The sequence below is a fragment of the Brenneria uluponensis genome, assembly GCF_032395385.1.
Classification (GTDB): domain Bacteria; phylum Pseudomonadota; class Gammaproteobacteria; order Enterobacterales; family Enterobacteriaceae; genus Prodigiosinella; species Prodigiosinella aquatilis.
In genome coordinates this window covers 3,475,300-3,490,203 of record NZ_CP135917.1, presented here as the reverse complement: position 1 = coordinate 3,490,203, position 14,904 = coordinate 3,475,300, and the positions used below count along the sequence as shown (strand labels likewise).

Genomic DNA, 14,904 nt, shown 5'->3' with positions numbered 1-14,904 from the left:
TGCTGCCGTTGTGACCAGTGCGTGAAAACACTCGCTTTTCTGAAACATTGACCCAAAATCCAGTAAACTGTCACCAGATATTTATTTTGTTTGTTGGCAGACACTGAAAAAGAGTAATGAGGCTGGTATGCACTATGATGCGGTCGTTGTCGGTGGCGGTATGGTGGGCGCTGCGGTAGCGCTGGGGCTTTCGCAAAGCGGTTTCCAGGTGGCGGTGCTGGAGCAGGATGTACCGACAGAATTTGATGTTGGTAGTACCCCGGATCTGCGCGTATCTGCCATTAGCTATGCTTCGGTGGCTCTGCTGAAACAGTTGGGCGCCTGGGATGGGGTCGAAAAAAGGCGGTGTGCTCCCTATCGCCGATTGGAAACCTGGGAATGGGATAACGCCCGCGTGGTATTCGATGCTGCAGAACTTGGTTTGCCGGAGCTCGGTTTCATGGTGGAGAACCGGATATTGCAACTGGCACTGTGGGAATGTTTGCAGCGTAGTTCCAACATGCATCTTTTCTGTCCGATACAACTGAAATCAATGACTCAGACAGGTGAGGATTGGTTACTGATACTGGAGGATGGACAAACACTCAGCACCGCATTGGTTATTGGTGCCGATGGTGCCAATTCTCAGGTCAGACAATGGGCCAGCATTGGTGTCAGTGGCTGGCAATACCGTCAATCCTGTATGTTGATCAGTGTTGAAATGTCTGGTTCACAACAGGATGTTACCTGGCAGCAGTTTACTCCAGCAGGGCCGCGTGCTTTTTTGCCTCTGTTTGACCACTGGGGGACATTGGTTTGGTATGACACGCCTTCTCGTATCCGACAGTTGCAAGCTATGCCCTTATCACAACTGAATAAAGAGATTTCGGCAGCCTTTCCCGTTCGTCTTGGCAACGTTAATGCTATTGCTGCCGGTGCCTTCCCATTGGTGCGTCGCCATGCCCAGCGTTATGTGCTATCGGGGTTGGCTTTGCTGGGAGATGCGGCACATACCATAAATCCATTGGCAGGGCAGGGCGTGAATTTAGGTTACCGTGATGTTGAGGCACTATTGGATGTAGTTATTCATGCGCGGGATAGCGGAGAAACATGGTATTCGGAAACGGTTCTACGCCGTTATCAGCATCGGCGCAAAATCGATAATATGCTGATGCAAAGCGGTATGGATCTGTTTTATGGTGTTTTCAGCAATCAGCTTCCGCCGTTGGAACTGGCTCGTAATGTTGCCCTGATGGCAGCGCAGCGTGCTGGTAAACTGAAGCAAGCAGCATTAAAGTACGCGCTTGGTTTGTAATGTTGTGCTGCCGAGCAGTTTTATAAAAAATAAACAACAAAAAGCCCGCTAAAGCGGGCTTTTTATATGGCTGGGGTACGAGGATTCGAACCTCGGATGGCGGAATCAGAATCCGCTGCCTTACCGCTTGGCGATACCCCAATAATGTGGTGGCTACGACGGGAATCGAACCTGTGACCCCAGCATTATGAGTGCTGTGCTCTAACCAGCTGAGCTACGTAGCCAAATTACTGTTTGTTATCTCCGGAGTTTGATAACTTCGGACAAAATGCTTGGCTGGGGTACGAGGATTCGAACCTCGGATGGCGGAATCAGAATCCGCTGCCTTACCGCTTGGCGATACCCCAACTGGGTACGTACTTTGCAGAACGTCTTACTTTAATATGGCTGGGGTACCAGGATTCGAACCTGGGCGTGGCGGGATCAAAACCCGCTGCCTTACCGCTTGGCTATACCCCAAGAAATCTTGTCAGTACCGTGAAGGTAAATGGTGCGGGAGGCGAGACTTGAACTCGCACACCTTGCGGCGCCAGAACCTAAATCTGGTGCGTCTACCAATTTCGCCACTCCCGCAAAAAGATGGTGGCTACGACGGGAATCGAACCTGTGACCCCAGCATTATGAGTGCTGTGCTCTAACCAGCTGAGCTACGTAGCCATCCTTTCCGCGTCACCTTCATCGGCGTTGCGGGGCGCATTATGCGTAGTTGGTCTTTTGTCGTCAACACATTTTTTCCCGAAAAGCAGATAAGAGGCGTCGTTTGTTTGGGTTATGAACAGTCTGGTGAGAAAACCGTCAGGAGGCCTGTTTTTTAACACAATTAACAAAGAGAAACGGGCCGTAAAAGGCCCGTTTATGCTGAGAAAAAAACAGATTACTAATAAGCGGATTGGTGAACACCGACTGACCGACCCGACGGATCATCCATCTTTTTGAAGGATTCGTCCCATTCAATCGCCTTAGCGGAAGAACAGGCCACAGAAGGACCACCTGGTACACATTCAGCCGCACTGGGTACCGGGAACAGTTCTTCGAATATTTCACGGTACAAGTACCCCTCTTTTGAGGTCGGCGTGTTGTACGGGAAACGGAAATGTGCGGTTTCCAACTGCTGATCGGAAATCTGTTTGGCAGCGATTTCTTTCAGTGAATCAATCCAGCTGTAACCGACACCGTCAGAGAACTGCTCTTTTTGGCGCCAGGCTACGCTGTGTGGCAGATAGGATTCAAAACACTCACGCAAAATGTGTTTTTCCATTTTGCCATTGCCACACATTTTGTCACGAGGGTTGATGCGCATGGCCACATCCAGGAATTTTTTATCCAGGAATGGGACACGAGCTTCCACACCCCAGGCAGACATCGCCTTGTTGGCACGGGCACAGTCGTATTGGTGTAATGCCAATAGCTTACGCACGGTCTCTTCATGAAACTCTTTAGCATTGGGCGCTTTATGGAAATAGAGGTATCCGCCAAATACTTCATCGGAACCTTCACCGGACAGTACCATTTTGATGCCCATCGCTTTGATCTTACGAGACATCAAATACATCGGTGTAGAGGCACGGATGGTGGTGACGTCATAGGTTTCAATGTGATAAATCACATCGCGGATAGCATCCAGACCTTCTTGTACTGTGAAATGAATTTCATGGTGAACGGTACCCAAATGTTCAGCTACTTCCTGAGCGGCTTTCAGATCCGGTGCGCCTTCCAGACCGACAGCGAAAGAGTGAAGCTGTGGCCACCAGGCTTCGCTTTGCTCGTCATCTTCTACACGACGGGCGGCGAATTTTTTGGTAATGGCGGAAATAACGGAAGAGTCAAGACCGCCAGACAGCAGTACACCATAAGGTACGTCAGACATCAGGTGGCTTTTGACGGACTCTTCCAGTGCTTCACGCAGCGCGTTGGCATCGGTTTCGTTGTCTTTGACATTGTCATAATCGAACCAGTCGCGATGATAATACTCACGAATCTCACCATCCTGGCTCCATAAATAGCTACCTGCCGGGAATTCTTTGATAGTGCGGCAGACGGGTACCAGTGCTTTCATTTCGGAAGCGACATAGAAGTTGCCGTGTTCATCGTAACCCATATAGAGCGGAATAATGCCCAAATGGTCACGGCCAATTAGATAGGCGTCTTTTTCGCTGTCATAGAGTACAAAAGCGAACATACCACGCAGGTCATCCAGAAAATTTGGGCCTTTTTCCTGATACAGCGCCAGAATCACTTCGCAGTCGGAACCGGTTTGAAATTGGTAGCGGTCGCCGTACTGCTGACGTAGGGCCTGATGGTTGTATATTTCACCGTTAACAGCCAGAACATGGGTGTGATCAAGGTTATACAGCGGCTGAGCGCCCGTATTTACGTCAACGATAGACAGACGTTCGTGGACCAAAATCGCCTTATCACTGGCGTAAACACCGGACCAGTCCGGGCCACGATGACGCATTAAACGAGATAGCTCCAGCGCTTTCTTGCGTAGTTCAACCGGATCGGTTTTCAGATCGAGCACACCGAAAATGGAACACATAGAAGAGACTCCCTTGATTCACTCTTGGTTTGAAGTGAACAATATTCAGATTAATCGGCAGCAATCAGAGGGGGTATGTTGTCGCATTACAACTGCACCATGATGACCACCTGCCGTGTCAGTACCAATGATTTAGCATCAAAATGCTATAACAATTCAATATCGTTTAATAAAAAAAGCCTTTGTGCTATCGAATATTCATTTTTAATGGGAATTTGATGCGTATTGTTCAAAACAGATAGAGAGAAATGCCTGAATTTTGGAGATTCCATAATCGGGTCTTATGGTGGAAAACCAAACTTAATGATTTTCAAGCAAACGTTGGAGCAAGACACCGTTAAGCATGGCGCGTTTGACCAAGGCAAATGCACCGATAGCAGAAAGATGCTGTAGTTCGGAAATGACAATCGGCAAATTATTACGGAAGTCTTTTAGTACCTGGGTATTAACGCAGCGTTGAATCGCCGGCAGCAGAATTTTTTCAGCTTCGGCGATTTCACCGGCAATCACGACCCGTTGCGGATTGAACAGGTTAACCGCAATCGATATTGCTTTTCCCAGATTTTGCCCCGCATGTTCAATCACTTCACGTGCGAGTGCATCGCCACGGTTGGCCGCTTTGCAGATAGCAGAAATCTGACATTCTTCTGGTGTTAGCTTGCTCGGATAGCCTTGTTCAAGCAAATTTCGTATCCGTTTCTCAATGGCCGCATTGGAGACGACAGTTTCCAGACAACCAAAATTTCCGCAGTGGCAACGCTCGCCCAATGGATCGATTTGGATATGACCGATTTCTCCGACATTACCGTTGCTACCGAGAAAAATCTGCCCATTGACCAGAATACCGGCTCCGGTGCCACGATGTACGCGTATCAGTATCGAATCCTGACAATCCTGGGTGGCACCAAAGTAGTGTTCAGCCAGTGCCAGGCTACGGATATCGTGACCGACAAAACTGTGAGTCTTGAAGTGTTGTTGCAGGTGTTGGACCAATGGCCAATTATCAATACTAATATGTGGCATATAACGCACCATTCCCGCGAACGGATCGACCAGCCCAGGTAGTACGACTGAAATAGCAATCAGTTCACGGATGCGGCGCTGATGGGTGTCAATGAAGTGGTCGATGGCTTTAAATAGTGCAGTTTCCAACGTTTCCTGGGTTTTTTCTGGCAGGCTGTAATGTTCTTCTGCCAGCATTCGTCCCTGTAGGTTGTAAAGTGCGATCGTGGCATCGTAGCGACCAAGCCTTACTGCCACTGTATGGAAAGGGCGGGTTTCACAAATAATGGAGATGGCGCGACGCCCTCCAGTGGAGGCTTGTTGGTCAACTTCCTTTATGAACCCGCGTTCAAGTAGTTGGCGGGTGATTTTGGTAACGCTAGCGGGGGCAAGCTGGCTCTGTTCCGCGATTTGTATCCGTGAGATTGGGCCTTGCTGGTCAATCAGTCGGTATACCACCGCGCTATTGAGTTGCTTAACCAGATCAATATTCCCTATCTGTGTCTGTCCGCTTGTGGTCATTAAAACGTTACTCGCCTGTGGTCAATACTTCTTCACCATTCACAAAAGTATTGATGATGTGATAATCACGGGTGAATACCGTCAGATTGGCTACTTTACCACATTCAATACTGCCTAATCTGCCGTCTTCACCGATAGCACGCGCAGGGTATAGTGTTGCCATTCGGAGTGCTTCATCCAGAGCGATACCCGCCTGATCTACGCAATTTTGCACAGCTTCAATCATGGTGAGCGCGGATCCGCTCAAGATGCCGTTCTCATCCACACAGATGCCGTCGCGGTAGTATATGGTTTTACCAGCAAAAATGAACCGATCAATATCAGCGCCAGCGGGTGCGGTGGCATCCGTAACCAGCACCAACTTGTCACCTTTGATGCGTTTGCTGTTGCGGATATTAGCCCAACTGACGTGATGGCCATCGGCGATGACACCACAGTAAATCTCAGGCGCATCGTAGACAGCACCTACTAGCCCTGGCTCACGCCCGGTCAGATAAGGCATGGCGTTAAACAGATGCGTCACACAGCGAATACCGGCGGCAAAACCACGTTTGGCCTCGTTCCAGGTCGCGTTTGAATGCCCTGCGGAAACGACAATACCAGCGCGGGTCAATTGCTGAATAACTGTCGAGGCAACCATCTCTGGCGCCAGGGTGATTTTGCTGATGACATCGGCATTCTCACAGAGGAAATTCACCAGTTCTGGATCTGGCTGACGGATGAGTGTTGCATCATGAGTCCCTCTTTTTACCGGGTTCAGCCACGGGCCCTCAATATGCAAACCCAGTGCTTGATGATGATTTTGTGCCAGCCAGGCACGCATGACTTCAACACTGTGCTTTATTAACGCATCGGAAGCAGTAATGAGCGTGGGTAGAAAGCTGGTGCAACCGTGCTTCACATTGGTCCGTTGCATGATTTCCAGCGTTTTCACAGAGATGGTTTGCAAAGAGTCGTTAAACTGAACACCACCGCAACCGTTAAGTTGAAGATCAATAAATCCAGGGGCGATCAAGGCACCCGAAATATCACGTGTTTCCAGCCCGGAAGGCAGTTCATTGACGGGACAAACATTGTCTATCAGGCCGTTGGCGATAACGACAGCATGATCGTCGAGCACCTGATGTCCAGTAAAAATACGACCATTAATTAAAGCGTACATTATGAGCTCCCGGCTTACCGATTAAAGGTTTTTGATACTTTCAGCTTCCAATTCGCGGAAATATTTAACGGTTTTCACCTTCAGTTCCATGGTGGAAGGTTCGTCACATACCATAAGCGCTTTGGCATGAAGCTGTAGGCAACTGATGGTCCACATATGGTTCACGTTGCCTTCTACTGCAGCCTGGAGTGCCTGAGCCTTGTTGCGTCCGCTAACCAGAATCATGACTTCTTCGGCATCCAGTAATGTACCCACGCCAACAGTTAATGCATATTTGGGGACTTGATTGACGTCACCACCAAAAAAGCGTGAATTGGCGATACGGGTCTCTTCAGTCAGTGTTTTGATGCGTGTCCGGGAAACCAGGGACGATGCCGGTTCATTAAACGCGATATGTCCATCATTCCCTACGCCTCCCATGAACAGCTGGATCTTACCGTAAGACTTGATTTTCTCTTCGTAACGCTGACATTCAACAGCAATATCTTCAGCATTGCCGTTCAACAGGTTAATATTTTCCTGCGGAATATCAATGTGATTGAAAAAATTTTGATACATAAACGTGCGATAACTTTCCGGATGATCAGGCGGTAATCCTACATATTCATCCATGTTGAAGGTCACCACATGTTTAAAGCTGACTTCACCCGCGTTAAACAGTTCTATCAGCGACTTATATGCTTCCAACGGAGAACTGCCTGTAGGAAGGCCAAGCACAAACGGTTTATCTGCCGTAGGGTTGGCGTCATTGATGCGCTGTACAATATATCGTGCAGCCCATTTACCTACATGTGCCGCGGTGGCTAAAGGAATCAATCTCATAAAGGGTTCTCCTGGCGGATTGGTGAGGTAATCGAATTTAAGTATGAGGGGAAAAACACAATGGGTGCGTTTCCTCATCTCCATAGTATGTCTGTAGTGTAACTTGTTTTTTTTTGTCTTTAAATAAGTGGCGAAAATATAGTGCCATAAACTTTTTGTATGTGCTTTTTTGGTGATTTATATCACATAATGATTGAGTTTAATTTTCGAGGCGAATTATTTTTTTTACACTCCATGGTCAGGCTAGCCTGAAACTTTCTGTTGCTTGCTTAAGCGGGTTGATTGTCAGAGACAACACGAAACGAGGAATACTCGATTTTGTGAATACCCAGGGTAACCCGGTTACTTGACTGTGTTGTGTATTGAATGGCGTTTTATGGCAGATAAATCTGATTGGTTGTGTTATTTGCCCACAAGGGAAGAGAGGGGAAGGTGAGTATATTAAGCTATTTACAAAGAATAGGTCGGGCGCTGATGGTGCCTGTCGCAACACTACCTGCCGCCGCCATTCTGATGGGCGTGGGTTATTGGATTGATCCGGTTGGTTGGGGTAGCCAAAGTGCTTTGGCTGCTCTTTTTATCAAGTCTGGATCTGCCATTATTGAACATATGGCAGTGTTGTTCGCAGTAGGTGTGGCCTATGGCATGTCTAAAGATAAAGATGGTGCAGCTGCATTGTCTGGATTTGTGGGCTACCTGGTGGTGACCACGTTGTGTTCACCTGCGGCGGTTGCCATGATCCAAAAGATTCCACTGGCGCAGATACCCGCTGCGTTCGGAAAAATTGAGAATCAGTTCATTGGTATTCTGGTCGGGGTGATCTCCGCTGAATTATACAATCGATTCAGTGGTGTTGAATTGCCAAAAGCGCTGTCTTTCTTCAGTGGCCGTCGATTGGTGCCTATTTTGACCTCGTTGCTGATGATTGTGGTGGCGTTCGCGCTGATGCTTGTCTGGCCAGTGATTTACAACGCGTTGGTTACGTTTGGTGAACATATCCAGCAGTTGGGATCGGTTGGTGCAGGCATTTATGCATTCTTTAACCGTCTGCTGATACCCGTCGGATTACATCATGCGCTTAACTCGGTGTTTTGGTTCGATGTGGCGGGTATTAATGACATCCCCAATTTTTTGAGTGGCCAGCAGGCAATTGATGCCGGGAAAGCCATCCCAGGGATTACCGGACGTTATCAGGCTGGTTTCTTCCCGATCATGATGTTTGGTTTGCCGGGCGCTGCGTTGGCGATTTACCACTGTGCGCGTCCTGAAAATCGTAGCCGGGTGGCCGGCATCATGCTGGCGGCGGCTTTTGCATCATTTTTTACGGGGATTACCGAACCGCTTGAGTTTTCCTTTATGTTTGTAGCTCCGGTGCTGTACGTATTGCATGCGGTATTGACCGGGATTTCAGTCTTTATTGCCGCCAGTATGCACTGGATTGCCGGATTTGGATTTAGTGCGGGTCTGGTGGATATGGTGCTTTCGTCCCGTAATCCGTTGGCGACACACTGGTATATGTTGATTCCGCAGGGATTCGTGTTCTTTATCATCTATTATGTCGTATTCCGCTTCACCATTACCCGCTTTAATCTGATGACGCCTGGACGAGAGCTTCCTGCTGATGTTGCTGCAACTGGCGGCGGAGAGGTTAGTCATGCAGTGGTGACAAACTCATCAGACAGTCGGGTGTTGGCCAGTGGCTACTTGCAGGCGGTTGGTGGAAAGGAAAATCTGACTGGCATTGATGCCTGTATTACTCGTTTACGTCTGAATGTGAAAGATTCGGCTATTGTTAATGATGCACAGGCCAAACAGCTGGGGGCTGCCGGGGTTATTCGTCTGAATAAGCAGAGTATTCAGATTGTGGTGGGAACTCAGGCGGAAAGCATCGCTGCTGCTATGCGTGAAGTAAGTGAAGAATAGTACAGCAGTATTGATACATTAAGATGTTGTGGCTATCGGCGGGATGAGAAGAAAAGCTCATCCCGCTTTCTATTCTCCCTATTTTCGTGCAATTAGGTGAAACAAACGGTTGTTTCCCGACGAGGCTTGTTGGATCATTAGTGGTTATATGTCGTTTTTCGTATTTGAGGAATCAAGCATGAGTGAGGCTGAAGCCCGCCCAACTAACTTTATCCGCCAGATTATCGATGAAGATCTGGCTTCCGGTAAGCATGATCATATTCAGACGCGTTTTCCCCCTGAGCCGAATGGTTATTTGCATATTGGTCACGCTAAATCGATCTGCCTGAATTTTGGTATTGCGGATGATTACAACGGCCAATGTAATTTGCGTTTTGACGATACCAATCCGGTAAAAGAAGATATCGAGTACGTTGAATCTATCAAGCATGATGTCAAGTGGCTGGGTTTTTCCTGGAGTGGTGACATACATTACTCTTCAGATTACTTTGACCAATTGCATCTTTATGCCGTCGAGTTGATTAGTAAAGGATTGGCGTATGTGGATGAGCTCACGCCTGAACAAATCCGTGAATACCGTGGTACGTTGACTTCACCAGGAAGAAACAGTCCTCATCGTGACCGCTCTGTGCAGGAAAACCTGACGTTGTTTGAAAAAATGCGCAACGGTGGTTTTGCCGAAGGTATGGCATGTCTGCGTGCAAAAATTGACATGGCATCACCATTTATCGTGATGCGTGATCCCGTGTTGTACCGTATTAAATTTGCTGAGCATCATCAAACCGGCAATAAGTGGTGCATCTATCCGATGTATGACTTCACCCACTGTATCTCCGATGCAGTGGAAGGCGTAACACATTCGTTATGTACACTGGAGTTTCAGGACAATCGTCGTTTGTATGACTGGGTGCTTGATAATATCACTATCCCGTGTCACCCACGCCAGTACGAATTCTCGCGCTTGAATCTTGAATACGCTGTAATGTCCAAGCGTAAATTGAATCAATTGGTTACTGAACAGGTAGTGGAAGGTTGGGATGATCCGCGTATGCCGACGATTTCCGGACTGCGCCGTCGTGGCTATACTGCTTCGTCTATCCGTGAATTTTGCCGTCGTATTGGTGTAACCAAACAGGATAACAATGTTGAAATGGCAGCGTTGGAATCTTGTATCCGTGACGATCTGAATGACAATGCGCCACGCGCAATGGCGGTGCTGAACCCGGTAAAAGTAGTGATCGAAAATCTGCCTATGGATCACGAAGAATGGGTAACCATGCCACATCATCCTAATAAACCGGAGATGGGCTCGCGTCAGGTGGCTTTTAGCCGTGAAGTTTATATCGATCGTGCCGACTTCCGCGAAGAAGCGAACAAGCAGTATAAACGCCTGGTATTGGGTAAAGAAGTTCGCCTGCGCAATGCCTATGTGATTAGGGCCGAGCATATCGAGAAAGATGAACAAGGTGTGATCACCACTATTTATTGTCGTTACGATCCTGAAACGTTGAGTAAAGATCCATCGGATGGACGTAAGGTAAAAGGGGTGATCCACTGGGTTTCTGCAGCACATGCTATTCCTGCAGAGTTTCGTCTGTATGATCGCTTGTTTAGTGTCCCGAATCCCGGGGCTGCAGAAGATGTCCTCTCTACTATTAATCCTAATTCGTTGATCATTGAGCATGGTTTTGTTGAGGCCAGTCTGGCCAATGCTAAAGCGGAAAAAGCCTATCAGTTTGAACGTGAAGGGTATTTTTGCGCAGACCGCGTCTATTCCAGTACAGAAAATCTGGTATTTAACCGTACGGTGGGATTGCGAGATACCTGGGTTGGTTAAGCGGGAAAGCAGGGCTGGGTACAAAAAAATAAAACCGCCGCGGCGGTTTTATTTTTTGCAGAAGATTTATTTTATCGTTCGTCGTGAATACTTTCATCTTCACGGCAATTACCATCGGTACAGTGGCCATACAGATATAAGCTGTGATTGGTAAGTTTTATACCATGTTTTTCAGAGATTTCACGTTGGCGAGCTTCAATGAATTCATCACGAAATTCAATGACGCGGCCACAATCCAGGCAGATCAGATGGTCATGATGGTGCTGTTGGGTCAATTCAAAGACAGATTTTCCGCCTTCAAAGTTATGACGGGTCACAATACCCGCATCGTCGAACTGGTTAAGTACACGGTAAACTGTAGCCAAACCAATTTCTTCACCCATATCAATCAGCTTTTTGTATAAGTCTTCCGCGCTGACATGGTGGCATGTAGGGTCCTGTAACACTTCCAGAATTTTGAGTCTTGGAAGTGTTACTTTCAGGCCAGCCTTCTTTAATGCGGTGTTGTTGTCAGTCATGCGGATTTAGTCCTGTTACTCTACTTTATCAAGGGAGGCTACCTAGCCTAATATTATCGGTCGGCTCAAAAAAGGTTATGCGTCTCAATTATAGAACTGCATATTCAAAATAGAAACAACGGAATCTTAACCATATTATTCTTGCCTAGCGGGGCGGTCTATAACGTAATGCCTTGTTGATTAGCGAAATATTATGATGATTTCGGCAAACCGATAGCGTCATTGTACCTTGCCATTGCGAAAAGTTAAAAAAATGTATCTACTTCTGTAATAGTTTTTCGCTATTGATGTGGCTCCGGCGCAAAATATTGCCAGAGCCAAAAGAGGACATGATTCAGGCAAGAAGTCCTTTCAGATCTAGCTCGTCGCTGATTTTTGTAACCCAAGCATTGACGCGTTCGCTGGTCAGCTCCGGCTGACGATCTTCATCAATGGCCAGACCAATAAAATGGTCATCATCCACCAGACCTTTAGATGCTTCAAAGTGGTAGCCTTCTGTCGGCCAGTTGCCCACGATAATGGCTCCATGTGGCTCAATAATATCGCGTATGGTGCCCATGGCATCGCAGAAATATTCAGCATAATCTTCCTGATCACCGCAGCCAAACAGGGCTACCAATTTACCGGAAAAGTCGATTTCTTCCAGTGTTGGGAAAAAATCATCCCAGTCACATTGGGCCTCACCGTAATACCAGGTTGGAATCCCCAGCAGTAAAATGTCAAAACGCTCTAGATCTTCTTTACTGCTTTTGGCAATGTCATGAACCTCGGCAACTTCTGTTCCCAGTTGTTGTTGGATCATCTTGGCAATGTTTTCAGTATTGCCAGTATCACTGCCAAAGAAAATTCCTATGAGTGCCATGAATAAAATAACCTCTTGATTCTTAATGGTATGATGACCTTTGCCATCACTGATCGAGTAATAATAGCAGACACTTTCCGCATGAGAAACTTGAATATCGGTATACACATTGTTCTAAGATGAGAAAATGATTAGCTGTTCTTCTCTTTTTGGGTAGATGGTTTTTTAATTTTTTTTAAAAAACTAAATGTATTATCTGCTTGAAAGCATTATTAATTATGCTTAATTTGTAAATTTTATAACTATAAAATCACAATTTATCGTTAAATATTCCTCTAATTATGTCGATTAAAGAGGAAGGTGCTTCTTTATTCTTATTTCAGCATACAACAAAGTCAAGGTCGTAAAAATGCGCTTTGTTTAATGTTGGCTAGTTATCACAACATCTTCCCTATGTTGTTAGGTCTGGAGACTACACATGCGATTTCTGCGAAACATTTCTATTAGAACGGCTATGCTATGGGTGCTAGGTACTTTTTGTACATTATGGATTGGTGTTTCGGTCTATACCATGTACTCGTTCAAAACAATGAATGTAACCTCAAAAACCAGTTCATTACTGGTGAAGAACATGAATCTGGTCAATACCGGCAACGACCAGTATTTTCGTATGGTTACACGCCTGGCTCGCTCGGTTGACTATCGTCGTAATGGTGATAATAAAAAAGCGGATGATCAGCAGAAATCAGCATTGGCGGCACTGGATCTTTTAAAGTCAAATTTAGACACATTCAAAAAAATTGATCATGCAGGGATGTCACCGGAGTTAGTCGATGCGGTTACCCAAGGCTGGAGTAATCTGGTATTTCAAGGGGTTGAACCAATGTATCAGAACGCGGTTGCCCAGAACCTGAGCGAATATGAAAAATATGCCAAAGATATTGTTCCTGCTTTTAGCCGACAATTTAATGTGGCGTTTACTCATTTTGATAAAGCCGGTTCCAAAATGTTTGTTGATTCAGGTGAGCGTCTGGAGAGTATCACCTGGGTGGGACAAAATATTCTGCTGGCCGGATTAGTCGCTGGTTTGCTGATGTTATTCCTGACAGATCGCTATCTGGCGGCTTATCTGATGCGTCCATTGAATGATCTGCGCGCTCATTTTCAGGCTATTGCGTCTGGAAATCTGAGTAAACCGATCATCGATTTTGGTAATAACTGCGTTGGCCGTCTTTTCCCGTTGCTACGCGACATGCAATCCAGTCTGGCGAAAACGGTAAGCACGATTCGGCATAGTGCAGACTCCATCTATCAGGGTGTCGCGGAAATTGCCTCGGGGAATAATGATCTTTCATCACGTACAGAGGCGCAGGCCGCAGCACTGGAAGAAAGTGCCGCCAGCATGGAACAGTTAACCTCTACGGTAAAACAGAATGCGGAAAATGCCAGCCATGCTAGCCAGTTGGCTCACCAGGCATCGACCACCGCTCGTAAAGGTGGTGATCTGGTGGATAATGTGGTGAAAACCATGGCAGATATTTCCGGTAGTTCGAAGAAGATTGCCGAGATCACTACGGTAATTAACGGTATCGCTTTCCAAACTAACATTCTGGCATTGAATGCGGCGGTGGAAGCGGCTCGTGCTGGTGAGCAAGGGCGCGGTTTTGCGGTGGTAGCGGGTGAGGTTCGTAGTCTGGCTCAGCGCAGTGCTCAGGCGGCCAAAGAGATTGAAAATCTGATTTCTGAATCGGTGAGGTGTGTGGATACCGGCTCAACGCTGGTGGCTGATGCGGGTACCACAATGAGAGAAATTGTGCGTGGCATAACCAACGTAACGGATATTATGGGCGAGATTGCCACTGCATCAGAAGAGCAGAGTAAAGGCATTGCTCAGGCTGGAATGGCAATTACTGAAATGGATGGTGTAACCCAGCAGAACGCCGCGTTGGTTGAAGAAGCTTCAGCCGCAGCCCGATCACTGGAGGAGCAGGCTTCAGTACTGACTCAGACGGTAGCCTTGTTTCAATTGACCAACGATCAAGCGGCGCTGACGCAAGTTCGTGAAACACCAAAAGCAGTAGCTGCTACTCCGGCCAGGAAGGCGTTACCTGCCGGTAAAAGTAATGATAACTGGGAAACATTCTAGGTTATAACCATGGGCGTCAGGGAAGACGCCAAGGTGGTAAATCAATCGTTTCGCTCTGCCAACTGCGCCAGTAATATCTGTTCAATCAATTCGCTGCGGCTGATATTACGTTCCTCCGCCAGCGTATTTAAAATTTCCACTGCATCGCTGTTAATCTTCAGCTCTACGCGACGTAGCCCACGGACTTTGTCTCGTCGCAGTTGATTCCGTTTATTGATTCTCAACTGCTCATCACGGGAGAGCGGGTTAGTTTTCGGTCGACCCGGACGGCGCTCATCAGCGAACAGATCCGGCGTGGTGCGATCCGTTTGTTCTTTTGCCATAAGTAATGGTACTG

At 47.1% G+C, this 14,904-nt stretch carries 11 protein-coding genes and 6 tRNA genes; 4 read left to right on the top strand and 13 right to left on the bottom strand.

Features of this window, described 5'->3' with window-relative positions:
* The first annotated feature begins 127 nt into the window (after positions 1–127).
* Positions 128–1,294 (top strand): 3-demethoxyubiquinol 3-hydroxylase, encoded by a 1,167-nt coding sequence (gene ubiF / locus RS889_RS16295; RefSeq protein WP_315708024.1) that lies wholly within the window; start codon positions 128–130, stop codon positions 1,292–1,294.
* A 67-nt stretch (positions 1,295–1,361) separates the two neighbouring features.
* Here the strand turns inward: ubiF and RS889_RS16290 are convergent.
* The 10 genes from RS889_RS16290 to nagB all read right to left on the bottom strand — a co-directional run bounded on the left by RS889_RS16290 (position 1,362) and on the right by nagB (position 7,341).
* A tRNA-Gln gene (locus RS889_RS16290) sits at positions 1,362–1,435 on the bottom strand.
* A 6-nt stretch (positions 1,436–1,441) separates the two neighbouring features.
* Positions 1,442–1,518, bottom strand: a tRNA-Met gene (locus RS889_RS16285).
* A 49-nt stretch (positions 1,519–1,567) separates the two neighbouring features.
* Positions 1,568–1,641, bottom strand: a tRNA-Gln gene (locus RS889_RS16280).
* Between the two features lie 37 nt (positions 1,642–1,678).
* Positions 1,679–1,753: transfer RNA gene (locus tag RS889_RS16275), tRNA-Gln, on the bottom strand.
* A 29-nt stretch (positions 1,754–1,782) separates the two neighbouring features.
* Positions 1,783–1,867, bottom strand: a tRNA-Leu gene (locus tag RS889_RS16270).
* A 7-nt stretch (positions 1,868–1,874) separates the two neighbouring features.
* Positions 1,875–1,951 (bottom strand) — tRNA-Met (locus RS889_RS16265).
* Between the two features lie 220 nt (positions 1,952–2,171).
* On the bottom strand, positions 2,172–3,833 hold the full coding sequence (gene asnB, locus RS889_RS16260; RefSeq protein ID WP_021015106.1) for an asparagine synthase B: 1,662 nt from the start codon (positions 3,831–3,833) through the stop codon (positions 2,172–2,174).
* 300 nt (positions 3,834–4,133) lie between these two features.
* On the bottom strand, positions 4,134–5,357 hold the full coding sequence (nagC, locus tag RS889_RS16255; RefSeq protein WP_021015107.1) for a DNA-binding transcriptional regulator NagC: 1,224 nt from the start codon (positions 5,355–5,357) through the stop codon (positions 4,134–4,136).
* A 7-nt stretch (positions 5,358–5,364) separates the two neighbouring features.
* On the bottom strand, positions 5,365–6,519 hold the full coding sequence (gene nagA, locus RS889_RS16250) for an N-acetylglucosamine-6-phosphate deacetylase (protein ID WP_315708023.1): 1,155 nt from the start codon (positions 6,517–6,519) through the stop codon (positions 5,365–5,367).
* A 21-nt stretch (positions 6,520–6,540) separates the two neighbouring features.
* Positions 6,541–7,341: a glucosamine-6-phosphate deaminase gene (gene nagB / locus RS889_RS16245; protein ID WP_021015109.1), complete on the bottom strand. Its 801-nt coding sequence runs from the start codon at positions 7,339–7,341 to the stop codon at positions 6,541–6,543.
* A 432-nt stretch (positions 7,342–7,773) separates the two neighbouring features.
* Between nagB and nagE the strand changes: the two genes are divergently transcribed.
* Both nagE and glnS read left to right on the top strand, forming a co-directional pair.
* Positions 7,774–9,264 carry an N-acetylglucosamine-specific PTS transporter subunit IIBC gene (nagE, locus tag RS889_RS16240; protein WP_315708022.1) on the top strand — a complete coding sequence of 497 codons (1,491 nt, stop codon included), beginning with the start codon at positions 7,774–7,776 and terminating at the stop codon, positions 9,262–9,264.
* 178 nt (positions 9,265–9,442) lie between these two features.
* Positions 9,443–11,101 (top strand): glutamine--tRNA ligase, encoded by a 1,659-nt coding sequence (gene glnS / locus RS889_RS16235; protein WP_021015111.1) that lies wholly within the window; start codon positions 9,443–9,445, stop codon positions 11,099–11,101.
* 71 nt (positions 11,102–11,172) lie between these two features.
* Here glnS and fur read toward each other — a convergent pair whose 3' ends face one another.
* Together fur and fldA are read right to left on the bottom strand one after the other, a co-directional pair.
* Positions 11,173–11,619 (bottom strand): ferric iron uptake transcriptional regulator, encoded by a 447-nt coding sequence (fur, locus tag RS889_RS16230; protein ID WP_021015112.1) that lies wholly within the window; start codon positions 11,617–11,619, stop codon positions 11,173–11,175.
* A 334-nt stretch (positions 11,620–11,953) separates the two neighbouring features.
* On the bottom strand, positions 11,954–12,481 hold the full coding sequence (fldA, locus tag RS889_RS16225) for a flavodoxin FldA (protein WP_021015113.1): 528 nt from the start codon (positions 12,479–12,481) through the stop codon (positions 11,954–11,956).
* 418 nt (positions 12,482–12,899) lie between these two features.
* On the opposite strand from fldA, the gene RS889_RS16220 reads away from it, so the two are divergent.
* A complete protein-coding gene (locus RS889_RS16220) occupies positions 12,900–14,567 on the top strand; it encodes a methyl-accepting chemotaxis protein (protein ID WP_021015114.1) in 1,668 nt (555 codons plus the stop codon).
* A 41-nt stretch (positions 14,568–14,608) separates the two neighbouring features.
* Here the strand turns inward: RS889_RS16220 and ybfE are convergent, their stop codons facing one another.
* Complete coding sequence (ybfE, locus tag RS889_RS16215; RefSeq protein ID WP_021015115.1) at positions 14,609–14,890, bottom strand: LexA regulated protein; 282 nt, start codon at positions 14,888–14,890, stop codon at positions 14,609–14,611.
* Between the last annotated feature and the right edge of the window lie 14 nt (positions 14,891–14,904).

What these genes read in the sequence shown, in the direction of transcription:
- ubiF (WP_315708024.1), top strand. Translation starts at nt 128, where the DNA reads ATGCACTATGATGCGGTCGTTGTCGGTGGCGGTATGGTGGGCGCTGCG.
- fldA (WP_021015113.1), bottom strand. Translation starts at nt 12,481, where the DNA reads ATGGCACTCATAGGAATTTTCTTTGGCAGTGATACTGGCAATACTGAA.
- RS889_RS16220 (WP_021015114.1), top strand. Translation starts at nt 12,900, where the DNA reads ATGCGATTTCTGCGAAACATTTCTATTAGAACGGCTATGCTATGGGTG.
- ybfE (WP_021015115.1), bottom strand. Translation starts at nt 14,890, where the DNA reads ATGGCAAAAGAACAAACGGATCGCACCACGCCGGATCTGTTCGCTGAT.
- asnB (WP_021015106.1), bottom strand. Translation starts at nt 3,833, where the DNA reads ATGTGTTCCATTTTCGGTGTGCTCGATCTGAAAACCGATCCGGTTGAA.
- nagC (WP_021015107.1), bottom strand. Translation starts at nt 5,357, where the DNA reads ATGACCACAAGCGGACAGACACAGATAGGGAATATTGATCTGGTTAAG.
- fur (WP_021015112.1), bottom strand. Translation starts at nt 11,619, where the DNA reads ATGACTGACAACAACACCGCATTAAAGAAGGCTGGCCTGAAAGTAACA.
- nagA (WP_315708023.1), bottom strand. Translation starts at nt 6,519, where the DNA reads ATGTACGCTTTAATTAATGGTCGTATTTTTACTGGACATCAGGTGCTC.
- nagB (WP_021015109.1), bottom strand. Translation starts at nt 7,341, where the DNA reads ATGAGATTGATTCCTTTAGCCACCGCGGCACATGTAGGTAAATGGGCT.
- glnS (WP_021015111.1), top strand. Translation starts at nt 9,443, where the DNA reads ATGAGTGAGGCTGAAGCCCGCCCAACTAACTTTATCCGCCAGATTATC.